The sequence below is a fragment of the Dyella sp. LX-66 genome, assembly GCF_018599165.1.
In the GTDB taxonomy this organism is placed as follows: Bacteria; Pseudomonadota; Gammaproteobacteria; order Xanthomonadales; family Rhodanobacteraceae; genus Dyella_D; species Dyella_D marensis.
Window position 1 is genome coordinate 1 of sequence record NZ_JAHFVJ010000002.1, and the last position, 24,769, is coordinate 24,769.

At 67.2% G+C, this 24,769-nt stretch carries 18 protein-coding genes; 9 read left to right on the top strand and 9 right to left on the bottom strand.

All coding sequences use genetic code 11. The features are described 5' to 3' along the window. Positions 1 to 187 precede the first annotated feature (187 nt). The 6 genes from KK141_RS03835 to KK141_RS03860 form a co-directional block, all read right to left on the bottom strand. Positions 188 to 2,839 carry a PAS-domain containing protein gene (locus tag KK141_RS03835; protein WP_214572392.1) on the bottom strand — a complete coding sequence of 884 codons (2,652 nt, stop codon included), beginning with the start codon at positions 2,837 to 2,839 and terminating at the stop codon, positions 188 to 190. 52 nt (positions 2,840 to 2,891) lie between these two features. Continuing rightward, positions 2,892 to 4,199, bottom strand: a complete 1,308-nt coding sequence (locus tag KK141_RS03840) for an MFS transporter (protein ID WP_214572391.1) — start codon at positions 4,197 to 4,199, stop codon at positions 2,892 to 2,894. A 17-nt stretch (positions 4,200 to 4,216) separates the two neighbouring features. Next, positions 4,217 to 5,398, bottom strand: coding sequence for a porin (locus KK141_RS03845; protein WP_214572390.1), 1,182 nt, complete (start codon positions 5,396 to 5,398; stop codon positions 4,217 to 4,219). 32 nt (positions 5,399 to 5,430) lie between these two features. Continuing rightward, complete coding sequence (locus KK141_RS03850; protein ID WP_214572389.1) at positions 5,431 to 6,732, bottom strand: dicarboxylate/amino acid:cation symporter; 1,302 nt, start codon at positions 6,730 to 6,732, stop codon at positions 5,431 to 5,433. 160 nt (positions 6,733 to 6,892) lie between these two features. Then, complete coding sequence (locus tag KK141_RS03855) at positions 6,893 to 8,572, bottom strand: POTRA domain-containing protein (protein ID WP_214572388.1); 1,680 nt, start codon at positions 8,570 to 8,572, stop codon at positions 6,893 to 6,895. 108 nt (positions 8,573 to 8,680) lie between these two features. Next, a complete protein-coding gene (locus KK141_RS03860; RefSeq protein ID WP_214572387.1) occupies positions 8,681 to 10,360 on the bottom strand; it encodes a collagen-like triple helix repeat-containing protein in 1,680 nt (559 codons plus the stop codon). Between the two features lie 501 nt (positions 10,361 to 10,861). On the opposite strand from KK141_RS03860, the gene prpE reads away from it, so the two are divergent. Then, positions 10,862 to 12,754 carry a propionate--CoA ligase gene (prpE, locus tag KK141_RS03865; RefSeq protein ID WP_214572386.1) on the top strand — a complete coding sequence of 631 codons (1,893 nt, stop codon included), beginning with the start codon at positions 10,862 to 10,864 and terminating at the stop codon, positions 12,752 to 12,754. Between the two features lie 84 nt (positions 12,755 to 12,838). Here the strand turns inward: prpE and ahpF are convergent, their stop codons facing one another. The 3 genes from ahpF to KK141_RS03880 all read right to left on the bottom strand — a co-directional run bounded on the left by ahpF (position 12,839) and on the right by KK141_RS03880 (position 16,626). Next, positions 12,839 to 14,422, bottom strand: a complete 1,584-nt coding sequence (gene ahpF, locus KK141_RS03870; RefSeq protein WP_214572385.1) for an alkyl hydroperoxide reductase subunit F — start codon at positions 14,420 to 14,422, stop codon at positions 12,839 to 12,841. A gap of 162 nt (positions 14,423 to 14,584) precedes the next feature. Continuing rightward, positions 14,585 to 15,148, bottom strand: coding sequence for an alkyl hydroperoxide reductase subunit C (gene ahpC / locus KK141_RS03875; protein ID WP_214572384.1), 564 nt, complete (start codon positions 15,146 to 15,148; stop codon positions 14,585 to 14,587). Positions 15,149 to 15,318: 170 nt separating this feature from the next. Then, positions 15,319 to 16,626, bottom strand: a complete 1,308-nt coding sequence (locus KK141_RS03880) for a dicarboxylate/amino acid:cation symporter (RefSeq protein WP_214572383.1) — start codon at positions 16,624 to 16,626, stop codon at positions 15,319 to 15,321. A gap of 143 nt (positions 16,627 to 16,769) precedes the next feature. On the opposite strand from KK141_RS03880, the gene prpB reads away from it, so the two are divergent. The 8 genes from prpB (at position 16,770) to KK141_RS03920 (ending at position 24,705) form a co-directional block, all read left to right on the top strand. Further along, the gene (gene prpB / locus KK141_RS03885; RefSeq protein WP_214572382.1) at positions 16,770 to 17,657 is read left to right on the top strand and encodes a methylisocitrate lyase; all 888 of its coding nucleotides are present in this window, start codon (positions 16,770 to 16,772) and stop codon (positions 17,655 to 17,657) included. A gap of 81 nt (positions 17,658 to 17,738) precedes the next feature. Further along, a complete protein-coding gene (prpC, locus tag KK141_RS03890; RefSeq protein WP_214572381.1) occupies positions 17,739 to 18,884 on the top strand; it encodes a 2-methylcitrate synthase in 1,146 nt (381 codons plus the stop codon). Between the two features lie 308 nt (positions 18,885 to 19,192). Next, the gene (locus KK141_RS03895; protein WP_214572380.1) at positions 19,193 to 20,209 is read left to right on the top strand and encodes a hypothetical protein; all 1,017 of its coding nucleotides are present in this window, start codon (positions 19,193 to 19,195) and stop codon (positions 20,207 to 20,209) included. 436 nt (positions 20,210 to 20,645) lie between these two features. Beyond that, on the top strand, positions 20,646 to 21,581 hold the full coding sequence (locus KK141_RS03900; protein WP_214587336.1) for a hypothetical protein: 936 nt from the start codon (positions 20,646 to 20,648) through the stop codon (positions 21,579 to 21,581). A gap of 57 nt (positions 21,582 to 21,638) precedes the next feature. After that, entirely contained in the window at positions 21,639 to 22,040 is a 402-nt protein-coding gene (locus KK141_RS22895) for a hypothetical protein (RefSeq protein WP_250901557.1), read from the top strand. 4 nt (positions 22,041 to 22,044) lie between these two features. Beyond that, a complete protein-coding gene (locus tag KK141_RS03910; RefSeq protein WP_214571703.1) occupies positions 22,045 to 22,731 on the top strand; it encodes a C39 family peptidase in 687 nt (228 codons plus the stop codon). Positions 22,732 to 22,733: 2 nt separating this feature from the next. After that, positions 22,734 to 23,240 (top strand): hypothetical protein, encoded by a 507-nt coding sequence (locus KK141_RS03915; protein WP_214571702.1) that lies wholly within the window; start codon positions 22,734 to 22,736, stop codon positions 23,238 to 23,240. Between the two features lie 130 nt (positions 23,241 to 23,370). Then, positions 23,371 to 24,705, top strand: coding sequence for an acetate kinase (locus KK141_RS03920; protein ID WP_214571701.1), 1,335 nt, complete (start codon positions 23,371 to 23,373; stop codon positions 24,703 to 24,705). Positions 24,706 to 24,769: the final 64 nt, after the last annotated feature.

A 24,769-nucleotide genomic window follows, 5' to 3' on the forward strand; every position in this document is an offset into this window, starting at 1 on the left:
CCTTCTAGTCGCGTCGCGAGCCTTGGCTCTCAGGCCATTTCTTTTGGGTTACTTTTTCTTTGGGCCAGCAAAGAAAAAGTGACTCGGGCGCCGGCAGGCGCACGAAATGCCCGCTGCATAAGCGGCCAAATCGCGGCACCGCGAAAACCAAGCGATACAGAAACTGGATCCCAACTGGGATGACGAGCTAAAAAGCGCCGCCAGCAAGCAACACTTGCGATATGAGCGCCCGCAACGCCGCCGGCGCCGCCGGCTTAGGCAGAAAGCGCAACCCCGCCTCCTGCACGCGCATGCGCGTCTCCGCATCCTTCTGCGCCGACAGCACAATCGTCGGCGGCCGCCCGCCCCACACCTCAACCAACCGCGGCAGCAAATCCAACCCAGTGACACCGTCACCCAGCTGATAGTCCAGCAACAGCAAATCCGGCGCCCCGCCAGCACGCGCCAGCGCCACCGCGCCCTCCGCGCTATCGATCAGCGTCGCCTCGCACCCCCAGTGCCGCAACAGCGCACCCGTAGCCTCGCGCACGCGTGGCGCGTCATCCACGCACCACACCCGGCAACCGCGCAGCGGCGAATCCTCATCGCCGGCGACCGCCGCCGCGGCGGGAACCGCAACCACCCCGGCAGGATCGCCATACGGCACCGTTACCGAAAACACGCTGCCGCGCTCCGGCCACGAGCGCAACCCGATACGGTGATCGAGCAAGCGTGCGATGCGATCCACGATCGACAAGCCGAGCCCCGCGCTGCGCCCATCGCGATCGATGCCGGTATCGAGCCGGCGGAACTCCTCGAAAATCGCCTGGCGTTTCGCCTCGGGAATACCCACGCCGGTATCCCACACCTCGATGCGCAAGCCGTCATGTGCGCGCCGGCAACCGAGCAGCACCCGCCCGCGCGGCGTGTAATGGATCGCGTTCGACAGGAAGTTCTGCAGCACGCGCCGCAGCAGCAGCGGATCGCTGTGCACCGTGGCATGGCAGGGCACGTAGTGCAGCACCAGGCCGCGCGACTGCGCCAGGATGCCGAACTGGCGCGCCAGCCCGGTCAGCAGCGGTTCCAGCGGCAGGTCCACCGGCTTCGCGGTCAGCGCGCCGGCTTCCAGGCGCGCGATGTCGAGCAGGCTGGCCAGCAGTTCGTCCTGCGCTTCCAGCGCGCTTTCCACGCGGTCGGCCAGACCGCGATCGTCGCCGCCGGGCAGGCGTCCGCGCAGCACGCCGACATACATGCGCGCCGCATTCAGCGGCTGCAGCAGATCGTGCACGGCAGCGGCTACGAAGCGCGTCTTGCTGCGGTTCGCGTGTTCGGCTTCGGCCTTGGCCGCCTCGAGGTCGTGCGTGCGCTCCTCGATGCGCTGCTCCAGCGTGGTGGCGAGGTTGCGCAGGTCCCGCGCCGCCGCCTTGTACGCGGTGATGTCGGCGAAGCTGGTGACGAAGCCGCCGCCGGGCAGGGGATTGCCGCGGATTTCCAGCACGCTGCCGTCGGGCCGCTCGCGCTCGAACATATGCGCCGAGCCGCTGCGCATGTGGTCGAGGCGGCGCTGGATGGCCTCTTCCACCGAGCCGGGGCCGAGCCGCCCCAGCCGCGCGTTGTGGCGCAGCACCTCTTCGATCGGCATGCCGGTGCGCAGCAGGCCGGGCGGGAACTTGAAGATCTCCTGGTAGCGCGTGTTCCACGCCACCAGGCGCAGTTCCTTGTCCACCACGCTGACGCCCTGCGGCAGGTGTTCCAGGCTGGCGTTGCGGCTGGCCGCCGCTTCCGCCGCCTGCACCACGCTGTCCTGTGCCGAGCGCAGCTCGCCGGTGTAGTGGGTGACCAGGCGTTCCAGTTCGGCGCGGCTCTGCAGGCGGTGCTGGATCAGGCGGCGGCGCTGCTGCAGGAACAGGCCCAGCAGGATCAGCGGCGCCCACGCGCCCGCCGCCACCGCGGCGGCCAGGCGCGCGGTGGCCAAGCTGGGCGCGGCGTTGCGCAGCAGGTGCAGGGTCCAGCCTTCCAGCGGCAGGTTCAGCGACGTCCACAGCCGCGTGCCGCGGCCTTCCGGTTCGACGATGCGCACCAGGCGGCTGCCGTCGCCCAGTTCGTCCAGCACCCGATAGACGGCCGGACGCAGCGGCTGGTTTTCGTACTGGCGGGTGGCTTCCATGCGCGCCGCTTCGTCGGGCTTCAGCACAGCCAGCTCGCGGAATTCCCATTCGCGCTGGTTGGTGAGAAACACCACGCCGGCCTTGTCGCTCAGCAGCAGGGTGCCTTCGCCGTGCAGCCATTCGCGTTCCAGTTCGCCCAGCGGCACCTTCACCGAGATCACGCCGATCACTTCGCCGCGGTTGCCTTTCACCGCTTCGGCGATGAAGTAGCCGGGCACGTGCGTCGAGATGCCCACCGCGTAGAAGGTGCCGACGCCGTTGGCTACCGCGCCCTGGAAATACGGCCGGAAATCGTAGCGGTGGCCGACGTTGCTGCTGGGCTCGCGCCAGTTGTTGGCGGCCAGCGCCAGGCCGTCGCGGTCGAGCAGGGTGAGCGTGGACGCATGGGTCACGCCGTTGGCGTGTTCCAGCTTGAGGTTGAGGTAGTGCTGCATGGTGGCGTCGGGCGGCGCCAGCAGGGCGGCGCGCAGTTCCGGGTCCAGCGCCAGGGTGCCGGGCAGCACGCGGTAGCGGTCGATCAGGCGCTGCAGGGCCAGCGATTGCAGCTGCAGCTGCTGCGCGCTGTCCTCGGCCATGCGGCCCAGGCTCTGGCGCAGCGCGATGCGGTAGGTGAGCAGGGCGGACAGCGCCATGCCGGCGGCCAGCAGCGCGGCGATGGCGAGGGTCTTGCCGTGGCGGAAGCGGATGGCCATGAAAGGAAAGGGAACGCCTCGGTCGCGGCGGCCTTCCTGGCTGCGCTGCGGGTCAGTCCTCGACAATGCGCGAATGCCGCCGGGTGTCGCGCATGCCTATGTATACCAGCAGGGAACAGGCGATGCAGGCGGTGACGTACCAGTAGAAATAATCTTCGTGGCCGATCTTCTTGAACCACAGCGCCACGTATTCCGCGGTGCCGCCGAACACCGACAGCGCCAGCGCATAGGGCAGGCCCACGCCGATGGCGCGGATCTCGGTGGGGAACAGCTCGGCCTTCACCACCGCGTTGATCGAGGTATAGCCGCTGACGATGATCAGCGCGGCCATGATCAGGCCGAACGCCTGCCACCAGTCGTGCGTTTCCTTCAGCGTGGACAGGATGGGGTAGGTGAGCAGCGCGCCCAGCACGCCGAAGCCGATCAGCAGCGGGCGCCGGCCGATGCGGTCCGACAGCGCGCCGAAGGCCGGCTGCAGCAGCGCGTAGACGAACAGCGCCGCGGTGGAGATCGAGGTGGCGTCGGCCTTGCTCATCCCGGCCGAATTCACCAGGAATTTCTGCATGTAGGTGGTGTAGGTATAGAAGGCCAGCGTGCCGCCCATGGTCAGGCCGATCACCGTCAGCACTTCGCGCGGATGGCGCATCAAGGTGCGCAGCGGGCTTTCCGTGTGCCTGGCCTTCTTGAACGAGGCCGTCTCGTCCATGTTGCGGCGGATGATCACCGCGATCACCGCCAGCAGCGCGCCGATCAGGAAGGGAATGCGCCAGCCCCAGTCGTGCAGCTGCTGGGTGGACAGCACAAACTGCTGCAGCACCACCAGCAGCGCCAGCGCGATCAGCTGTCCCGCCACCAGGGTCACGTACTGGATGCTGGACCAGAAGCCCCGGCTTTCGCGCGGCGCCATTTCGCTGAGGTAGGTGGCCGAGGTGCCGTATTCGCCGCCGATCGACAGGCCCTGCAGCAGGCGCGCCAGCACCAGCAGGATCGGCGCGGCCACGCCGATCTGCGCATAGCCGGGCGAGAGGCCGATGATCAGCGAGCCCAGGCTCATCATGAATACCGACAGCAGCAGCGCCGCCTTGCGCCCGCGGCGGTCGGCGAAGGTGCCGAGCAGCCAGCCGCCGAGCGGGCGCATCAGGAAACCGACTGCGAAGATGCCCGACGTATTGAGCAATTGCGTGGTCTGGTCGCTGGCCGGAAAGAACACCTGGGCGAAGTACAGCGAGAACGCGGAGTACACGTACCAGTCGTACCACTCGACCAGGTTGCCGATCGAGCCGCTGAAGATCGAGCGCAGGCGCTGCCCCGTCGTCATGGCGGGCGCGCGCGTGATGAGTTCGGCGGTGGTGCTGCTCATGTTCCGGCTCCCGTGGCTTAGAAATACACCTGGGCGCGCAGCTCGAACACGTCCGGATCCTGGCGCTTGCCCAGGTGCGTGGAATGCGCCTTGACGTAGTTCGCCTGGAACTTGAAATGCTGGGTCAGATACCAGTTGGCGCCGAAGGTGAGGTCGTGTTCGCGGCCGCCGCGCACCTTGCCGTCGTCCAGGTCCAGCGCGCTGTAGCGCACCAGCAGCTCCACCGCGCCCCAGGGGCTGCGCGGCTTGAGGTTGGCGACGTTGCCGGCGCTGTATGGACGCGATTCGCCGGTGAGCACGTAGCTGCCGAATACGTAGTAGCCGTCGGCGGTGTAGTCGGCCAGGCCGTCGGTGCGCTTGGTCTGCGCCTGCAGGTACTCGCCCTGGAACGACAGCGGGCCGTGGATCCACAGGCCTTCGAAGCCGAGACGGCGATTGCTGTCGACGTGGGTGAGCGAGCCGGAGTCGATCAGGCGCACGGTGGTGAGGCCCACTTCGGGACGCGAACGCCAGCGCGCGGAGGGCGAGTGATAGACGCCGCGCCCGTCGGTGGTGCCGTCGGGATTTTCGATCGATGCGGACAGGCCAAGGTGCACCACCTCGCCTTCCTGCTTGATCGGCGTCCACGCGGCGCGCGCGGCGACGGTGGTGCCGTCGTTGTCGCCTTGCAGATCCTCGCCGAAGTAGTAGCCGACATTGACCAGGTAGGTGGGCCGCTCATACGCCCAGTCGACGCCGGTGCGGCGCGTCTCGTAGATGGCCTGCAGCGGCAGCGCCATTTCCACGAAGCTGTCGTTGCGCGAGCTGGTCACGCCTTCGAAGCCCACCGGCAGCTTGCTGTAGCCGAAGCGCAGCTTGCCGTAGTCCTGGCCGAACAGCCATTTGGTTTCCATGCGCCAGTACACGTCCAGCCAGGTCTTGGCCTGGAAGTCGAAGTAGACCATCGCGTCCCACTCGCCTTTTTTTTTGGCGGTGAAGCCGAATTCCTTGCGGCGGTTGGTGTGCGAGTCCTCGATGGTGTCGCTGTGGCGCACATCCATCCAGTCGTACTGGTAGTTGCCGTACAGCGCCCATTCGGTGCCGTCGCCGGTGGTGTACTTGATCGGCCAGTTGTTGATGTCGGCCGCGCGCGCCGCCGGCACCAGGCCCAGCGCGCACAGCATGACGGCACTCAGGGTCTTGCTCGGGAAGGTCTTCATCGCAGCCTCGTGAATGATGGCGGTGGACCGGCTCAGCCGGCGTCGGTGAGCAGGGTGGCCTCGTCCGCGGCGGGCGAGGGCGGGCGGCCATCGAGCGCGGCCTGCAGGCTGGCGTGGTCGAGTTCCTTCTCCCAGTGCGAGACCACCACGGTGGCCACGCCGTTGCCGATGATGTTGGTGATCGCGCGCGCTTCGCTCATGAAGCGGTCGATGCCGAGGATCAGCGAGAGACCGGCCACGGGTACCGACGGTACGACCGCCAAGGTAGCGGCCAGCGTGATGAAGCCCGCGCCGGTGACGCCGGAGGCGCCCTTGGAAGTGAGCATGGCGACCGCGAGCAGGGTCAATTCCTGCGTCAGCGTGAGCTCCACGCCCAGCGCCTGCGCCACGAAGATCGCGGCCATGGTCAGGTAGATATTGGTGCCGTCCAGGTTGAACGAATAACCGCTCGGCACCACCAGGCCGACCACCGATTTGGAACAGCCCAGGCGCTCCAGCTTCTGCATCAGCGGCACCAGCGCCGACTCCGACGAGGACGTGCCCAGCACCAGCAGCAACTCGTCGCGGATATAGCGCAGGAATTTGAAGATGCTGAAGCCGGTGGCGCGCGCGATGGCGCCAAGCACCACCACCACGAACAGGATGCAGGCCAGGTAGAAGCTGCCCATCAGCTTCAGCAGCGGCCCCAGGCTATGCACGCCGTACTTGCCGATGGTGAAGGCCATCGCGCCCATCGCACCCAGCGGCGCCAGGCGCATGATCATGCCCATGATGCGGAAGAACACCTTCGACAGCGCTTCGAGCAGGTTCATTACCGGCTTGGCGCGCTCGCCCAGGTGGATCATGGCGAAGCCGAACAGCAGCGCGAGCAGCAGCACCTGCAGCAGGTCGCCGTCGCCGCTGAAGGCGTCGGTGAAGGTCTTGGGGATCAGGTGCAGCAGGAAGGCGACCGTGCCTTGCTCGTGCGCGGCGTTGGCGTACTTGGCCACCGCGGCGGCATCGAGCGAAGCGGGCGTGGCGTTGAAGCCGGCGCCGGGCTTGAGCGTGTTGACCACCACCAGGCCGATCACCAGCGCGAAGCTCGACACCACTTCGAAATACAGGATGGCCTTGGCACCCACACGGCCGACCTTCTTCACGTCGGACACGCCGGCGATGCCCAGCACCACGGTGAGGAAGATGATCGGCCCGATCAGCATCTTCACCAGCGAGATAAAGCCGTCGCCGAGCGGTTTCATCGCCACGCCGGTCTCCGGCGCGTAATGGCCGATCAGCCCGCCCGCGACGATCGCGGCCAGCACCCAGAAGTAGAAGTGGCGGAAAAACGCAGGCATGACGGCATCCCGGTGGAGGGTGTCCGGGAGCTTGTCAGGCGGGGGGCGGGGGGCAAATAACACATACCTACTAGACGGCCGCTACGCCAGCGTAGGTTGGGGTGGCAACCCCAACGCCGCGAGGCGCCGGGCATGGCGATGTTGGGGTTGTCACCCCAACCTACGGGAACAGCTGGTACGAGAACGTCAGGTCATACCGCGTATGCCGCGCCAGATTGTCCTGCGTCTTGTCGCCCACCGGCTGCGCGGCGGAGACGTCCACCGTGTAGTGCTTGCCGTCGGTCAGGCGCAGACCCAGCGCGGCGGTCTGCAGCTTGTCGGCGGCCGGGCGCGTACCGTTGAGATACACGCGCGCCATCTGGCCCAGCACATAGGGAGTGAGCACCTTCACCCACTTGGCGTTCACCTTGAACGGCCGGTTGAGTTCCAGCGAAGCGCCCCAGCCGCTGTCGCCCGACACCGAGCCCGGATCGTAGCCGAGCGCGAAGCGCGGTCCGCCGAAGCTGATCTGCTCGGTCGACGGCAGGCGATAGTGGCTGTACTGGCCCACCACGCTGGCCACCGTGACCAGGTGCGCCGGCCAGGTATCGCTCTGCATCGCGTTGAGGTTGTAGCGGGTGAAGCGCACGTCGGTGGGATTGGCCACCAGGGCGCCGGGGATATTGGTAAGGCCGCGGCTGCCGGCGCCGAGCATGTCGAGACCTTGCGCGATGCCGATGCCAAGCTTGCGCGTGCGCTTTTCGCCGGCCTGGGTGAAGTCCAGTTCGCTGTGCAGCACGCGCACGTCGTTTTTCAATTCAAGCTGCGCGCCGTTGATCAGGTTGCGGTACTTGTCGTTCTGGTTGGAGGCGTACAGGCCGCCGCCCAGCATCAGGCTGCGCGTATTGCTTAGCAGCAGCGGATAGCTGAGGCTGAAATCGAGGCGGTTCTGTGAAAGGCGATGGCGCAGATACGACGGCAGCTGGTTGTCGATGTCCGGGTTGCCGTAGTAGTTCGAGGCATTGAGCCGGCCCATCAGGCCGCTGGAGCCGAGCATCTGCGCATAGCCGGCGCTGTAGAACTGCTGCTTGCCGCGGCCGGGCGGGTAGAGCACCGAGCCGGTGAGCTGTTCGGCCAGCGGCGTCATGCCGTTGAGCGTGCCGGCGAAGATGCCCTGCACGCCGGGGTGGTTGGTGTCGATGCCGGTGCTCATGTCGTAGCGCTGGCGCTTCACCTTGAGCTTCAGGCGCGTGGCGCCGTCGGTGGTGGTAGGCGCGGCGATGTCGGCATCGATCTTGGCGCCGGGCAGCATGCCCAGTGTCTGGATATAGCGCTCGAAGGTGCTGCGGCGCAGGGGGCGGTCGGCGGTGATGTGGCCGGCGATGGCGCGGATCTTCCGCTCCATGTTGCCGGGCGCGCCGCCGACGTCCACTTCGGCCACATAGCCTTCCACCACGCTGACCTTGACCACGCCGTCCTGGAAGCCCTGCGCGGGAATGAAGCAGAACGACAGCGCGTAGTCGTGATCCTGATACAGCTTGGTGCAGGCATTGGCCGCGGCGACCAGATCGGCGATGCGCACGGTCTTGCCGGTGAGCGGCTTGAACAGCGCGGCCACCTGGTTGAACGGCACGGAATGCACGCCGTCGATATCGATGCGCGTCGGCGCGAGGGTGAGCGCCATCAGCGCGGCGAGCTGGTCGTTGCGCTGCTGCTCCACGTTGAGCGTGACGCTCGGTTGCCGCGTGGGCGCTTCCACGCGCGGCAGGGTCTGCAGGGGATTGGGAACCGGAGGACGACTCTGCGCCCAGCCCGTGGTCGAGGCTGCGGCGGCGGTGGCGAACACCAACCATCTCCTCATGCGATGACGCTCCTTCGTGTCGCTGGATCTTCGCTGCACACGGCCAGTGTGCAGCGAAGCGATGCCTCATGCGAAGAGGCGGCCCTGCGGCCGCCTCTCCGTTGCCGCTTACTTCTTGAGCAATCCGCCCAGCAGGCCGCCACTGTTGGTCGAGGTGCTGCCGCTGGTGCTGCCGACGCCGGAGGTCACACTGCCCACCGTGCTGGTGAGCGAGCCGACCAGACCGCCGACCGGGTTGCTGCCAGTGCCTGACGTGCCGCCGGATACGGCTCCGGTGATCGGCGCCGTCACCGTATTCACCAGGCTGCCCAGTCCGCCCAGGCTGCCGCCGGTGCCAGCCGTGGCATTGGTGCCGATCGGCACGGTGGTGGCGCTGGCCAGGGTGTTGACCACGCCGTTGAGCGCGCCGGTGACCGGCCGCAGCGGACCGCTGGCGGTGTTGGTCACCGCACCGCCCAGATTGGTCACACCGGTGCCGACCTGATTCACCGCCGAGGCGAGCGTACCGGTCAGCGGGCTGAGCCCTGACAACTGGCCCGTGCCCAGGCTGGCGACGGTATTGCTCACGCCATTGGTGGTGGCGCCCACGCCGGAGATCACGCCGCCGGTGCTGGCCAAGGTCACCCCCACCGGGTTGTTGATGCTGCCGGCCTGGCCGAGGCCATTGGTGAGGCCGCCGCCCAGTGCGCTGACGGTGCTGCCCACGCCGCTGACGGTATTGCCCAGCGCGACCGTGGTGGGATTGCTGAGGCCGCCGGGCAGGGAGCTGCCCAGGGACGCACCGATCCCGCTCAGGCCGTTGCCCAGGCCGGTAGCCGCGCCGCCGCCAGCGGTCGATACGGCCGCGACGAGGTTGGTCGGATTACCGCTGGCGCTGCCGTTCTGGCCGGTGAGCGCGAGCGGCGTCACCGTATTGCTCAGCGTCTGCGTCAGCTGTTTCGGCAGGCCGCCGGCGAGCTGGCCGTTGAGGCCGGTGTCGAGCTTGCTGACGTCGGTGCCGACATTGGAGACCAGGTTGCCGACGAGCGAAGTGATCGGCGTGATCGGCGAACCCTGGAATGCGCCGGCCGCCTTCACGGTGCCGCCGAGGCTGGTCACCGCCTGGCCGAGATCGCCGACGGCGCTGCTGGTGCCGAGCACCGTGGTGCCGACCGGGTCGCTGGTGTTGCCGATCTGGCCGAGGCCGTTCTTCAGGCCGTTGCCGACGTCGACCACGGCGTCGCCGGTGTTGGTCACCACGCCCGCCAGGCCCTGCGTCACCGGCGTATTGCCGAGGATGGTGGTGTTGGGGATCTGCTGGCCGATGCCGACCACGGTATTGCCGACCGCCGTGACGATGCCGCCACCGCCGGTGCCCACCGCGCCGACCACGCCCGTGGGCGCGGGTGTGCCGGTACCGCCGCCACCGCCTCCGGTGCCGCCGCCGCCATCTCCACCACCGCCTCCGGTGCCACCGCCGCCGCCGGTGCCACCACCGCCGCCGCCCGTGCCGCCACCACCGCCGCCGCCCGTGCCGCCACCACCGCCGCCGGTGCCGCCACCACCCGTGCCACCGCCACCGGTGCCGCCACCACCACCGCCGGTGCCGCCACCGCCTGAGCCATCGCCGCCACCGCCCGAACCACCGCCGTCGCCGCCACCGGCGCCACCGGGATTCACGACGCTGCCGCCACCGCCGGATTTATAGGAACTGTGACCCGAGCAGGCCGTCAGCGAAATGCCGGCGGCCAGCATGCAGGTAATCAATACGGTCTGCTTCAACACGGTGCTCACATGTCGATTACTCATCGCTATTTCCTCCGAGAAACGCAATCGAGTCGCTGGTAATAGGGCTACCGGAAGGACACGCGCGCCGCCCGATTCCATCCTGGATCCAGGCAGATGATTAATGCCGCGTGTGTCGTTTTCGGATTAGCCACTCCCCTGTCCCAGTGGCATGTGCGCGTCTTTCCCCATGCCCGTCCGAGCACCTTATTAACGCGCGTTGCTGGGCGAGGCCGATACTCAGTGAAGAAATGTGAAAATAACGTGTTAATTCCGGATTATTTTTGATATTCACATGATTTGTTTCTCAGTGCCGGAAACACATTTGTGAAGGATGGGTATTTGGCATTTTCCATGCTTCATAGATTTTAATGCCTATGCTTATTGCATCGTTCTAATAAGCCTTTTGGCCTAATGCCGATAAAGGCCATTAACTCCTTTCATTCGGTACGACCAAGGTCTAGTGCAATCCTTCGCGCGGCTTGGGCGAGTCTTGCCGTCCATACCCGGCGGGCGGATGCGGACATGGATTACGAGGCTTTTTACCGGCGCTCGATCGACGAGCCGGAGATCTTCTGGGCCGAGCAGGCGCGGCTGATCCATTGGCAGACCCCGCCGCAGCAGGTGCTCGATTATTCGCGCCCGCCGTTCCGCCGCTGGTTCGTCGGCGGCACCACCAACCTCTGCTACAACGCGGTCGACCGGCATCTGGCCGAGCGCGGCGAACAGCTGGCGCTGGTGGCGATTTCCACCGAGACCGGCATCACGCGCGAACTGACCTACCGCCAGCTCCATCGCGAAGTGAATGTCTTCGCCGCGGTGCTGGCCGCGCTGGGCGTGCAGCGCGGCGACCGCGTGGTGATCTACCTGCCGAACATGGCCGAGGCGGTCTTCGCGATGCTGGCCTGTGCGCGCCTGGGCGCGATCCACTCGGTGGTGTTCGGCGGCTTTGCCGCGCACAACCTCGCGCTGCGCATCGATGATGCGCAGCCCCGCTTGCTGATCGCCGCCGATGCCGGCATGCGCGGCGGCAAGGTGATTCCGTACAAGCCGCTGGTGGATGCCGCGCTGGAAGAGGCGGCGTCGCCGCCGCCGCACGTGCTGATCGTCGACCGCGGACTCGACCCGCAGATGACCCGCGTGGCCGGCCGCGATCTGGACTACGCCGAACTGCGCAAGGCGCACGAGCAGGCCGAGGTGCCGGTGGCCTGGCTGGAATCGAACGAGCCGAGCTATCTGCTCTACACCTCGGGCACTACCGGCAAGCCTAAAGGCATCCAGCGCGACGTCGGCGGCTATGCGGTGGCCATGGCGATGTCGGTGCGCTGCATCTTCGATATCGCGCCGGGGCAGGTGATGTTCTCCACCTCCGACGTGGGCTGGGCGGTGGGGCATTCGTACAACGTCTACGGTCCGCTGATCGGCGGCGCCACTTCGCTGCTGTACGAAGGGCTGCCGACGCGGCCGGACCCGGGCATCTGGTGGTATCTGTGCGAGCGTTATGCGGTGCGCACCATGTTTTCCTCGCCCACCGGCATCCGCGTATTGAAGAAGCAGGATCCGGAGTGGCTGCGCAAGTACGACCTCTCCGCGCTCAAGTGGCTGTTCCTCGCCGGCGAGCCGCTGGACGAACCGACCGCGCACTGGATCACCGACGGCCTGGGCGTGCCGGTGATCGACAACTACTGGCAGACCGAAACCGGCTGGCCGGCGATCACGCTGATGCCGGGCCTGGAGCTGAAGCCGGTGAAGTTCGGCTCGCCGGGCCTGCCCGCGCCGGGCTACCGCATGAAGGTGATCGACGAAGCCAGCGGCGCGGAAGCCGCGCCGGGCAGCAAGGGCGTGCTGGTGTTCGAGCCGCCGCTGCCGCCGGGCTGCCTCACCACGGTATGGGGCGACGACGAGCGTTATTTGAACAGCTACTTCGGCCACTTCAACGAGCTGCTGTACAGCTCGCTGGACTGGGCGATCCGCGACGCCGACGGCTACACCACCATCCTCGGCCGCACCGACGACGTGATCAACGTGGCGGGTCATCGCCTGGGCACGCGCGAGATCGAGGAATCCGTGGCCACTCATCCGGCGGTCGCCGAGGCGGCGGTGATCGGCGTGCGCGATGAATTGAAAGGGCAGGTGCCGGTGGTGTTCGCCACGCTGAAGCAAGATGCCGGTGCGCAGGCAGGGCAGGTGGCGCATGCCATGCAGCAGCGCGTGGTCGACCAGCTCGGCGGCATCGCCAAGCCGTCGCGCGTGTACGTGGTGAATGCGCTGCCGAAGACGCGCTCGGGGAAATTGCTGCGGCGTTCGCTGCAGGCACTGGCGGAGCAGCGCGATCCGGGGGATCTGTCGACGCTGGACGATCCGGGCGCGCTGGACGAGATCCGGCGTGCGCTGGAGCGTGGGCCGGATCAGGGCTGACAGGCAGGAAAAAAATCGCCCGCCCGACAAACCCCCGCCTGTTGGCGTACCGGGGGCTGCGGGCGGGCGAGTTCTGAAAAACGATCAGGCCGCGACAGCTTCCGCTTCGATCACCGGCATGCGGATCAGATGATCGAAGGCGCTGAGCGAGGCCTTGGCGCCTTCGCCCATGGCGATCACGATCTGCTTGTACGGCACCGTGGTGACGTCGCCCGCGGCGAACACGCCGGGGATCGACGTCTCGCCGCGCGCATCCACTTCGATCTCGCCGCGCGGCGACAGCTTCAGCGTGCCCTTCAGCCATTCGGTGTTCGGCAGCAGGCCGATCTGCACGAACACGCCTTCCAGTTCCACGCGCTCGCTGGCGCCGCTGTGGCGATCCGTGTACGCCAGGCCGGTGACCTTCTGCCCGTCGCCCAGCACCTCGGTGGTCTGCGCGTTCACGATGATCCTGACGTTCGGCAGGCTGCGCAGCTTGCGCTGCAGGACGTCATCCGCGCGCAGCTTGCCGTCGAATTCCAGCAGGGTGACGTGGCCGACGATGCCGGCCAGGTCGATCGCCGCTTCCACGCCCGAGTTGCCGCCGCCGATCACCGCCACGCGCTTGCCCTTGAACAGCGGGCCGTCGCAATGCGGGCAATAGGTCACGCCCTTGTTGCGGTATTCCTGCTCGCCCGGCACGTTCATGTTGCGCCAGCGCGCGCCGGTGGAAAGGATCACCGTCTTGGACTTCAGCGTGGCGCCGTTGGCCAGCTTCACTTCGAACAGGCCGTTCGGGTCGGCTGGCGCGACCAGCTTCTCGGCGCGCTGCATGTTCATCACGTCCACGTCGTACTCGTGCACGTGCTGCTCCAGCGACGCGGCCAGCTTGGGGCCTTCGGTATAGGTGACCGAGATGAAGTTCTCGATCGCCATGGTGTCCAGCACCTGGCCGCCGAAACGCTCTGCCGCCACGCCGGTGCGGATGCCCTTGCGCGCGGCATAGATCGCCGCCGCGGCGCCAGCCGGGCCGCCGCCGACCACCAGCACGTCGAATGGCTTCTTGGCGTCGATCTTCTTGGCGTCGCGCTGGGCGGCACCTGTGTCGAGGCGGGCGACGATCTGCTCGATCGTCATGCGGCCCTGGTCGAAGGCTTCGCCGTTGAGGAACACGGTGGGCACGGCCATCACCTGGCGCTCGTTCACCTCGTCCTGGAACAGCGCGCCGTCGATGGACACGTGCTTGATATTGGGATTGACCACGCTCATCAGGTTCAGCGCCTGCACGGTGTCCGGGCAGCTGTGGCAGGAGAGCGACATGAAGGTCTCGAAGCGGTACTCGCCTTCGAGGTTGCGCACCTGCTCCAGCAGCTCCGGCGCGGCCTTGGACGGATGGCCGCCGACCTGCAGCAGGGCCAGCACCAGCGAGGTGAACTCGTGGCCGAGCGGGATGCCGGCGAAGCGCACTTCCACGTCGGTGCCCACGCGGCTGATCGCGAACGAAGGCTTGCGCGCATCCTTGCCGGTGCGGCTCAGGCTGACCTTGTCGGACAGCGAGGCGATGTCTTCCAGCAGCCCGGCCAGTTCCTGCGAGGCGGCGCTGTCGTCGAGGGAGGCCACCAGCTCGATCGGGTGCGTGACCTTTTCGAGGTAGGCCTGCAACTGGGTCTTCAGATCGGCGTCCAACATGGTGGTTGCTCCGTTGTTTCAGGGAATTCGGGCTGAGCGCCGCGAGCACCTGGCCAGAGCCAGGCGTCGCGGGCAGCTTGCGTCTTCGGAAAGCGGACCCGGCAGGACGCCGGGTCCGGAGCGGCCCGATGCAGCGGGCCGCGTATCGCGCAAAAGCGTGGCTTAGATCTTGCCAACCAGGTCGAGCGAGGGCTTCAGGGTCTTCTCGCCTTCCTTCCACTTGGCCGGGCACACCTCGCCCGGGTGGGAGGCGACGTACTGCGCGGCCTTCACCTTGCGCAGCAGCTCGGAAGCGTCGCGGCCGATGCCGTTGTCATGGATCTCGCACAGCTTGATCTGGCCTTCCGGATTGATCACGAAGGTGCCGCGCAGCGCCAGGCCTTCCTCTTCGATCATCACGTCGAAGTTGCGGGTAATGGTGCCGGTCGGATCGCCGATCAGGGTGTACTTCACCTTCTTGATCGCGTCGGACGTGTCGTGCCACGCCTTGTGCGCGAAGTGGGTGTCGGTCGACACGCCGTAGATCTCCACGCCCAGCTTCTGGAATTCGGCGTAATGGTCGGCCAGGTCCTCGAGCTCGGTCGGGCAGACGAAGGTGAAGTCTGCCGGGTAGAACACCACCACCGACCACTTGCCCTTGAGGCTGGCGTCCGTCACTTCGATGAACTTGCCGTCCTTGTAAGCCTGCGCCTTGAACGGTTTGATTGCGGTGTTGATCAACGACATCGGTTGTTTTCCCGTGTTGTGGTGGTTGGAAGCATGAAAGATTAGCGCCGGCAACGGGATTTATCTAATCGATTGTCGGGATGAGGGTGATAGATGGCGACTATCGATGGCCGGCCCCGGCGCAAGAGGCGAAGTCTGCGCCGGCCATCGTGACAGGAACGCGAGCCTGGTCAGCTGTCCGCGCGACTGGCCTGGGCGTCCACCACGGTGGCGGCCACCAGGTCGCCGCCCACGTTCACCGTGGTGCGCAGCATGTCCAGGATGCGGTCCACGCCCAGCACCAGGCCGATGCCGTCCGGCGGCACGCCGAAGGTGGCAAGCAGGCCGGCGATCAATGGCATGGAGCCGCCGGGAATGCCGGCCACCGCCACTGCGCTGAGCACGGCCAGCAGCATCAGCACGAACTGCTGGCCCAGCGCCAGCTCCACGCCGAAGGCCTGGGCCACGAACAGCACCACGCAGCCTTCGAACAGGGCGGTGCCGCTCATGTTCATGGTGGCGCCCAGCGGCAGCACGAAGCCGGCGGTGCTGGGCGAGAGCTTCAGCTGGTCGCGGGCCAGTGCGAGCGAGGCGGGCAGGGTGGCGCTGCTGGAACTGGTGGAGAAGGCGGTGATCAGCACCGGCCGCACCTGGCGGAACCAGGCCATCGGCGAGCGCCCGGCCAGCAGGCGCAGCCACAGCGACATGGTGCCGAACAGGTGCAGCGCCAGCGCGAACGCGCAGCCGGCGGCGAACACGCCCAGGGTAAGTAGCGCATCGGTGCCGATCTTCACGATCACGCTGTAGATCATCGCCGGCACCGCCACCGGCGCCAGCCGCAGCGCGAAGCCGACGATGCCGGTCATCAGCTCGCTCACCAGATCCAGCCCCGCCTGCAGCCGGCGGCGTTTTTCATCGTCCAGCAGGGTGGCCGCCGCGCCGACCAGGATGGCGAACAGGATCAGCGGCAGCACGTCGCCGAGCATGCCGCGGTCGTGGCCGACGAAGGCGCCGAACAGATTGCGCGGCATGAACATGTCCACCACCGCGGCCGGTGTCAGCGCGGGCCGCTGCTGCTGTCGCTCCACCGCCTGGTGCGCGCTGCCGCCGTATTCCTGCATCAGGCGTTCGCGCGAACCCGGCTCCAGCTGATGGCCCGGCTGCAGCAGGTTCATCATCAGCAGGCCCAGCGCCACGGCGATCAGCATGTTGGCCGCGAACAGCGCAAAGGTGCGCCCGGCCAGCGGCCCGAGGCGGCCGAGCCGGCCCAGCTGCGCCACGCCGGAAGCGAGCGAGGCGAACACCAGCGGGATCACCACGAAGAACAGCATGCGCAGGAACACCTGCCCGAGCGGATCGAGCACCGTGGCGGCGAAGGCCTGCATGGCCTTGAGCACACCCGGATAAAAGCGGCCGATGGCCAGGGTGAGTACTGCGGCGGCGATGCCGATCAGCAGGCCCTGGAGAATGCGTGTGGCAAGTCGGGTAGGTGTGCTCATGCAAGCGAATGTAGGTAGCGATACGGCGCCCCGCGATGCGCATCTCGACGCTTGTGGTACGCGATTGGCGCGATCTTTGACGCGCTGCAGCACGGGTCGGGACGGGTCCGCGCGCTAAAATCGCCGCTTTACGCGGAGGTTCCATGACCCACAACGCATCCCCCGGCGCACGCTTCCGCGCCGCCGTCGCCCAGGAACAGCCGCTGCAAGTGATGGGCGCGATCACCGCCTATGCCGGCCTGATGGCCAAGCGCGTGGGCTACAAGGCGCTGTACCTGTCCGGTGGCGGCGTCGCCGCCAACTCGCTGGGCATGCCGGACCTGGGCATCTCCACCATGGAAGACGTGCTCACCGACGCCCGCCGCATCGTCGACGCCACCCAGATGCCGCTGCTGGTGGACATCGACACCGGCTGGGGCGGCGCCTTCAACATCGCGCGCACCATCCGCTCCTTCATCAATATCGGCGTGGCCGCGGTGCATATCGAGGACCAGGTCGGCCAGAAGCGCTGCGGCCACCGCCCCGGCAAGGAAGTGGTGCCGAAGGAAGAAATGGTCGACCGCGTGAAGGCCGCAGTGGACGCGCGCACCGATGCCGGCTTCGTGATCATGGCGCGTACCGACGCCGCCGGTTCCGAAGGCCTGGACGCCGCGATCGACCGTGCCTGCGCCTATGTCGAGGCGGGCGCCGACATGATCTTCCCGGAAGCCATGAAGACGCTGGACGACTATCGCCGCTTCAAGGCCGCGGTGAAGGTGCCGATCCTGGCCAACCTCACCGAGTTCGGCTCCACCCCGTTCTTCACCACCGACGAGCTGCGCGGCGCCAACGTGGACATCGCGCTGTACTGCTGCGGCGCCTACCGCGCCATGAACAAGGCGGCGCTGAACTTCTACGAGACGGTGCGCCGCGAAGGCACGCAGAAGAACATTATCGACACGCTGCAGACGCGCGACCAGCTGTACGACTTCCTCGGCTACCACGCCTACGAGGACAAGCTGGACGCGCTGTTCGCCAACCAGAAGGGCTGATTCAGGCCTGGATTTTCCCCGGCCGCCGTGCGGCGTTCCGCCCGCGACGGCCAAGTTGCATGCATTGAGGAGAGGTATCCGATGAGCGAGCAAGTTCTTCCCAAGGCCAAGAAATCCGTCGCCCTGTCGGGCGTGGCCGCGGGCAATACCGCGCTGTGCACGGTCGGCCGCAGCGGCAACGACCTGCATTACCGCGGCTATGACATCCACGACCTGGCCGCCAAGGGCTGCTTCGAGGAGGTCGCCTACCTGCTGGTGCACGGCGTGCTGCCGAACTGGGCCGAGCTCAACGCCTACCGCGCCAAGCTCAAGCGCCTGCGCGGCCTGCCCGCGCCGGTGAAGAGCGCGCTGGAGCTGCTGCCGGCCGCCACCCATCCGATGGACGTGATGCGTACCGGCTGCTCGGTGCTCGGCACCGTGCTGCCGGAGAAGGACGACCACAACCTCACCGGCGCGCGCGACATCGCCGACCGCCTGATGGCGAGCTTCGGCTCGATGCTGCTGTACTGGTACCACTTCAGCCACAACGGCAAGCGCATCGAGACCGAGACCGACGACGAGTCGATCGCCGCGCACTTCCTGCACCTGCTGCACAACAAGAAGCCCAGCGAGCTGCACGCGCACGCGCTGGACAAGTCGCTGGTGCTGTACGCCGAGCACGAGTTCAACGCGTCCACCTTCACCGCGCGCGTCATCGCCGGCACCGGTTCGGACATGTACTCGGCCATCACCGGCGCGATCGGCGCGCTGCGCGGTCCCAAGCACGGCGGTGCCAACGAAGTGGCGATGGAGATCATCGCGCGCTACCGCAACGCGGCCGAGGCGGAAGCCGACATCCGCGCCCGCGTCGAGCGCAAGGAGATCATCATCGGCTTCGGCCATCCGGTGTACACCGTGTCCGATCCGCGCAACGAGATCATCAAGGAAGTCTCGCGCAAGCTGTGCACGGAAGGCGGCAACCCGACCCTGTTCGAGGTGTCCGAGCGCATCGAGAAGCTGATGTGGGAACTGAAGAAGATGTTCCCCAACCTCGACTGGTTCTCGGCCAGCGCGTACCACATGATGGGCGTGCCCACCGCGATGTTCACGCCGCTGTTCGTCATCGCGCGCACCTCCGGCTGGAGCGCGCACGTGATCGAGCAGCGCCAGGACGGCAAGATCATCCGCCCCAGCGCGAACTACACCGGTCCGGAAGACCAGGCCTACGTGCCGATCGAAAAGCGCTGAGCGCAAGCCGCCCGGCAATGAAAGAAGGGAGCCTGAGGGCTCCCTTTTTTTGTTTCCGTGGCATGGCATTTCGCACGTTCTTGCGTTCGCGTCAGCATCGTCTGCGACCGGTGAAGAACTTGCGGCCTTCCATTCACACCGGTTGTACGCGCGCTTCGCAGCAAGGAATCCGCTTTCGGTGTCAACTTCCCCGGCCATCTGGACGGCCATACGCGCGGCCTGTCTTCGCACCCGCACGCCGCGTGCGAAGAGGTTGCGCACCACGCCAGGACGGCGTTATCCCAACCGTCATCAGGAGTGTGCGACCCATGAATAGATTCATCGGAAGAACGCGCCGGAGTTGGTTCGGCGCATCGTTGATCGCCGTCTTGTCCTTGCTGGCCGTCGCCGGCGGCGCGCAAGCCGCCGAGCAGGCCGCGTTGAAGCCCGACGCGGCCCTCACCTCGGTGAGCGCGATGGAACTGCAGCTGCGCCCGCAGGGCGTGCCAAGCAATTTCGTGGTGACACCCAATGGTTATTTCGATCCTGCCTGCGTGCAGGAAGTGCATGAAGGCGAAGAGCTGCACAAGGACGGCAACATCCGCCGCGTCGACGGTTCGCTGCGCAAGCCCGCGCTGTGCTCGCAGCCGCACTTCGCGCTCAACGGCACGCGGATCGAGCCGAACGGGATGGTGAGCTTCCCGGCCGCGCACAACCCGACCATCAACGGCTGGGTGATCGACACCAATTATTCCAGCAGCGTGGCGATCGGCCGCATCGTGGCCAGCTGGAAGGTGCCGAGCAACCCGACCACCTCGGCCAGCCAGGTGATCTATTTCTTCCCGGGTCTCGAACAGCTGCCGAACGTGCAGTCGATCCTGCAGCCGGTGCTGGGCTGGAACGGCTACAACGACCATAAGTGGACCATGGCCAGCTGGAACTGCTGCGTCAGCGGCACCACGTACCACAGCTCGCCGATCAACGTGTCGGTGGGCGACAGCATCACCGGCGACACCTTTTCCAATTGCGCGCCCGGCGTGACCTGCTCGACCTGGAAGATCGTGTCCAAGGACGTGACCAAGGGCACCAGCACCACGCTCACCACCAATCCCTATGCCACGCTCAACTGGGTCTTCGGCGGCGTGCTGGAGGCCTATGGCGTCAGCAGCTGCAACCATTACCCGAGCAATGGCTCGATCGCCTTCACCAATATCGCGGTCTATAACCTGAACCAGGTGCAGATCGCCAATCCGCCGTGGACCAAGGACTTCCCGGTGGGTTCGACCAGCCCGCAGTGCAACTACGGCATCACCGCCACGGCGTCCAACACCACGCTGGTGTACTGAGCCGGCATGCCGTCCCCGTCCGCGGGCGCGCCGGTTGCGGCGCCCGCGGATGTTTTTATCCGACAGTGCGATAAGCGCCGTTTCCTTCGCGGCGCGTAGATGCTTTGTTGCTGACCGGCAGGCACAGGGCGTAACGCCGCTGTTACAGCGTAGCGAAGCGTGGCCTGCGCCAAGCCGTGGCAGGCTGTATCCGCCCTTGTTTTCAGCCTTTTGGGCCTGCGCACGCCTGCGCGGCGTAACACGATTGATGCACTCGGGCCCGCTGCCATTCCCGGCGTTCAGCGGCGCGATCGGTTTCGCGCCATGCAAGTGCTTGACTGCGCGCGAAGATTTCGCGCGATGCGAAATGGTGGAAGCGAGTGGCATGCAAGTTGCCACGTCTGGAGGCCGCGTAGCTCGGCGTACCAGGGGGCCACTGTTCCGCAGGAGAGAGTCCATGCGCAAGACACTTATCGCCACAGCAATTCTGCTTGGCATCGGCTTGACGCTACCCGCCATGGCAGACGACAACTCGACCAACTCCAACAATTCCCACAACAACAGCTCCACTCATACCCGGACCAATTCGAGCCAGGGCAACGACCGCAACAACATGGGCGATGCCAATGCATCGGCGGTGGGCGCGGCGTCCGCCAACAACGGCGGCACGGCCACTTCGGCGGTCACCAACTCGTTCAATAACAGCAAGGCGGTGGCGGTCAGCCGGCTCGACGGCACGGTGACCGATATCCAGGTCAGCGGCATCGGCAACGTCGCGCAGAACTGGGGCAATGCCAATGGCGCACGCGGCGGTTCCGGCGGCGATGCCTATGGCGGTTACGGCACGGGCGGTGGCGGCGGCTCCGGCGGCAGCGGCGGCAATGCGCATGCGCGCAGTGGCCGCGTCGGCGACAGCTCGGGCACCAGCGGCGGCGCAGCGGCAGGCGCGGGCGCGTGGGGCGGCGGCAGCGACGGCGACAACTACGGCAACGCCAGCGCCGATGCGCGCCGCAACAGCACCGGCGGCACCTCCACCGGCGGCAGCGGCGCATGGGCCGGCGGTTCGGCGACGGGCGGCACGTCGACTTCGACCAGCGGCAGCGCTACCGCCACCGGCGGCGCGAGCGGCGCGGCCGATGCCACTGCGGGCGCGGGCGGCATGGGCGGCGAAGGCGGCGCGGGCACGGGCGGCGGTGCGGCCGGCGGCGCCGGCGGCGCAGGCGCGGCGGGCGGTGCGTCGTGGGCCAGCGCAGGCACCTTCGACATGTCCAACCACATGGAAGGCGCCGCGGCAGCGGCGGCAGGCGTGACCGTGATGGCGCAGAACAGCGGCGTGGCCGCGCTCACGCAGCAGAGCGTGAACGTGCAGGCCAACCTCAACGTCGGCCATTGATGTGCAACCGCGTGGCGGGGCTTGCGCCCCGCCACGTTCGCGCAAGGGAGAACCGCCATGAGGAAGATCACAGCTGCATGCGGCGTCGGCATGGCGTGCCTGTCGCTGGGGGCATGGGGGCTGGCGCAGGCGCAAGCGGCGCCCACGTATCTGTCCGCCTCGCCCGCATCGGCCTATCGCGCCGCAGCGGCCGCGCATCCCGATGAAGTGAACGGCTTCGGCGCGCGCGTCGACCCCAAGGTGCTCGCCAGCTTGAGCGGCGGCGCCGACGTCAGCGCGAAAATGACCCTCGACGGCACGGTGAGCAACAACCAGGCCGACGACGTCGTCACCGGCACCAACTCGATCAGCGCAGGCTCCTTCCAGGGTGCCGCCGGCGTGCCGATGGTGATCCAGAACACCGGCAACAATGTGCTGATCCAGAACGCCACCATCATCAACGTGCAGTTCCGGCAGTAGCGCCATGAGGCCATGGCTGCCGGTGCTGCTGCTGTCCGCGCTGTGCTGGCACGGCGCGGCGCCGGCTGCGTCGATCACGGTGCCGGGCGCGCAGGGGCAGAGCCTCAGCCTCAGGCTCACCAGCCTGAAGGAAGCGCGCTTCCGCAACACCATCCGGCAGAAGTACGACTTCAGCTGCGGCTCGGCGGCGGTGGCGACGCTGCTTACCTATCAGTACGGCTATCCGGTCGACGAGCAAGCCGCGTTCGCGCAGATGTACGCGCACGGCGACCGCGCCAAGATCGGCCGGGAAGGCTTCTCGCTGCTGGACATCAAGCGCTATCTGGCCGCCAACGGCTTCGACGCCGATGGTTTCGAAGTGCCGCTGGACAAGCTGCGGCAGGAACGCCTGCCGGCGATCGTGCTGATCGACGAGCACGGCTATCACCATTTCGTGGTGGTGAAAGGCCTGCTCTACGACCGCGTGCTGATCGGCGATCCCGCGCTAGGCACGCGCTCGCTGCCGCGCGCGCGCTTCGAGGCGATGTGGAAGAACCGCCTGGTCTTCGTCATCCACAACCGCCGCACGCTGGCGGTCTTCAACAGCCCATCCGACTGGCGCGCCGCGCCGCTGGCGCCGCTCGGCACCAGCATCGACCGCCGTGGCCTGGACGGCATCACCCTCCCCAAGCGGGGGCCGGGGGACATATGAGCATGCGCACGCATCGCGCCGGCCTGGGCCTGGCGCTGCTGATCGCGACGGCGCTGGCCGCGCCGCGCGCCTACGCGGACGAACAGGTGGTCGCGCAGTGGACGCCGGTAAGCGAGGCGCGCCTGGATGCCGCGCGCGGCGGCTTCGATCTGGGCTCCGGATTGGTGGCGTCGCTGGGGCTGGACCGCGTGGTGTACGTCGACGGCAACCTGGTCGCGTCCACGCATATCCAGATCCCCGATGTCGCGCATCTCACGCCGGCGCAGGCCAGCGCCTTATCGGCAGCCATCCATACGGCCGCAGTGGTGCAGGTAGGACCCGGCAACGCGGTCGATCCGGCGGCGCTCGGCCAGAACGCCGCGACCACCGTGGTGCAGAACACGCTCGACAACCAGCGCATCGCGGCGATGACCACGCTCAATGTTTCGGTGAACACGCTCAGCGCGTTCCGCAACTTGAACCTGGGCCAGAGCCTGCAATCGGCGCTGGCCAATCCGCTCGGCCGCTGACGGAGGCGCGGGCATCCAGAGAAGGGGAGAGGCGATGATCAGGGTCCATGGAACACGGCATGATCGGGCAGGGGGCAACGCAGCGCGCGGCAGCTGGACGTGGCGGCACGCGGCTGCGGCCGCGGGCTTCGTGCTGCTTGCCGGCACGGGCGCCGCGCAGCAGGCGCCTCCTGCGGTAAGCACGCCAGGCACGCAGGCGCCCGCGGCGGAACCGGACGAACTGCACCAGCAGGTGAAAGCGCAAGGCGAGCGCCTGGATGCCATGCGCAGCCAGATCGCCGCGCAGATGGAACAGCTGGAAACCATGAAGCGCACGCTGGCCGCGCAGGAAGCGCAGTACCGCGAGCTGCGGCAGGCGGTGGGCCTGGACGTGCTGGACCGGCAGCGCGCCGGCAATATCCGCGCGGCCGGCAGTTCGGCCACGGCCTTGCCGATGCCGGCCGATGCGGTGGTCGCAGCAGGCCCGGAAGACACGCAACCGGTCGGGCAGGCGCCGCAGCGCGATTCGCGCCCGCCCGAAGTGGCGCCGATCTTCGATCAGCCCGGCGTGCTGACGCCGCCCGGCAAGCTGATCGTCGAACCCTCGTACCAGTTCGGCTATTCGTCGGCGGACCGCGTGGCCCTGGTGGGCTACACCATCATTCCGGCGATCCTGATCGGCCTGGTCGACGTGCGCCAGGTGAAGACCACCACGCAGACCGGTGCGATCGCGCTGCGCTACGGCATCACCAACCGGATGGAAGCGGAGGTACGCATTCCCTTCGTGCATGGGCACACCGACACCATCAGCCGCGAGATCTTCACCGGCACCGCCACCGACCGCGCCTTCGGCGCCAGCGGCAGCGGCCTGGGCGACATCGAGGCGACGCTGCGCTACCAGCTCAACGACGGCGGCGCCGACAAGGCTTATTACGTGGCCTGGCTGCGTGCGAAATCGCGCACCGGCCGCGACCCGTTCGAAGTCACCACCGACTGCGTGCAGCGCTGCGTGCAGAACGCCACCGGCACCGGCCTGCCGCTGCAGCTGCCCACCGGCAGCGGCTTCTACTCGCTGCAGCCGGGCGTGACCTGGCTGTATCCGTCCGACCCGGTGGTGTTCTTCGGCAACGTCAGCTATCTGCACAACTTCGCGCGCAACAACGTCAGCCGCACCCTGGTGCTGGCGGGCAAGGAGAACCTCGGCAAGATCCAGGTCGGCGACGTGGCCGACGTCAGCGTGGGCATGGGCCTGGCGCTCAACGAGAAGGCCTCCTTCAGCATCGGCTACGACCAGAGCTGGGTAGGCGTGACCAAGCAGAACAACCGCCGCGTGGCCGGTTCGGTGAAGACGGTGCTGGGCACCTTGCTGATCGGCGGCTCGTACCGCTTCAGCGACAAGCGCACGCTCAACTTCACCCTGGGCGTGGGCGTGACGCGCGATACGCCGGATGCGACGGTGACGGTGCGGGTGCCGATGATGTATTGAGCGAAGAGGGAAGGGCGCCACACATGCTGCAGCGCGCGGGCAGGCCCGCGCGCCGCAGGTTCGT

Excerpts from the sequence above, each read along its gene's own strand:
- KK141_RS03910 (WP_214571703.1), top strand. The coding sequence starts at position 22,045 with ATGAGGCCATGGCTGCCGGTGCTGCTGCTGTCCGCGCTGTGCTGGCAC.
- KK141_RS03880 (WP_214572383.1), bottom strand. The coding sequence starts at position 16,626 with ATGAGCACACCTACCCGACTTGCCACACGCATTCTCCAGGGCCTGCTG.
- KK141_RS03835 (WP_214572392.1), bottom strand. The coding sequence starts at position 2,839 with ATGGCCATCCGCTTCCGCCACGGCAAGACCCTCGCCATCGCCGCGCTG.
- KK141_RS03915 (WP_214571702.1), top strand. The coding sequence starts at position 22,734 with ATGCGCACGCATCGCGCCGGCCTGGGCCTGGCGCTGCTGATCGCGACG.
- KK141_RS03855 (WP_214572388.1), bottom strand. The coding sequence starts at position 8,572 with ATGAGGAGATGGTTGGTGTTCGCCACCGCCGCCGCAGCCTCGACCACG.
- prpE (WP_214572386.1), top strand. The coding sequence starts at position 10,862 with ATGGATTACGAGGCTTTTTACCGGCGCTCGATCGACGAGCCGGAGATC.
- ahpF (WP_214572385.1), bottom strand. The coding sequence starts at position 14,422 with ATGTTGGACGCCGATCTGAAGACCCAGTTGCAGGCCTACCTCGAAAAG.
- prpB (WP_214572382.1), top strand. The coding sequence starts at position 16,770 with ATGACCCACAACGCATCCCCCGGCGCACGCTTCCGCGCCGCCGTCGCC.
- KK141_RS22895 (WP_250901557.1), top strand. The coding sequence starts at position 21,639 with ATGAGGAAGATCACAGCTGCATGCGGCGTCGGCATGGCGTGCCTGTCG.
- KK141_RS03840 (WP_214572391.1), bottom strand. The coding sequence starts at position 4,199 with ATGAGCAGCACCACCGCCGAACTCATCACGCGCGCGCCCGCCATGACG.
- KK141_RS03845 (WP_214572390.1), bottom strand. The coding sequence starts at position 5,398 with ATGAAGACCTTCCCGAGCAAGACCCTGAGTGCCGTCATGCTGTGCGCG.
- KK141_RS03850 (WP_214572389.1), bottom strand. The coding sequence starts at position 6,732 with ATGCCTGCGTTTTTCCGCCACTTCTACTTCTGGGTGCTGGCCGCGATC.
- ahpC (WP_214572384.1), bottom strand. The coding sequence starts at position 15,148 with ATGTCGTTGATCAACACCGCAATCAAACCGTTCAAGGCGCAGGCTTAC.
- KK141_RS03895 (WP_214572380.1), top strand. The coding sequence starts at position 19,193 with ATGAATAGATTCATCGGAAGAACGCGCCGGAGTTGGTTCGGCGCATCG.
- prpC (WP_214572381.1), top strand. The coding sequence starts at position 17,739 with ATGAGCGAGCAAGTTCTTCCCAAGGCCAAGAAATCCGTCGCCCTGTCG.
- KK141_RS03900 (WP_214587336.1), top strand. The coding sequence starts at position 20,646 with ATGCGCAAGACACTTATCGCCACAGCAATTCTGCTTGGCATCGGCTTG.
- KK141_RS03860 (WP_214572387.1), bottom strand. The coding sequence starts at position 10,360 with ATGAGTAATCGACATGTGAGCACCGTGTTGAAGCAGACCGTATTGATT.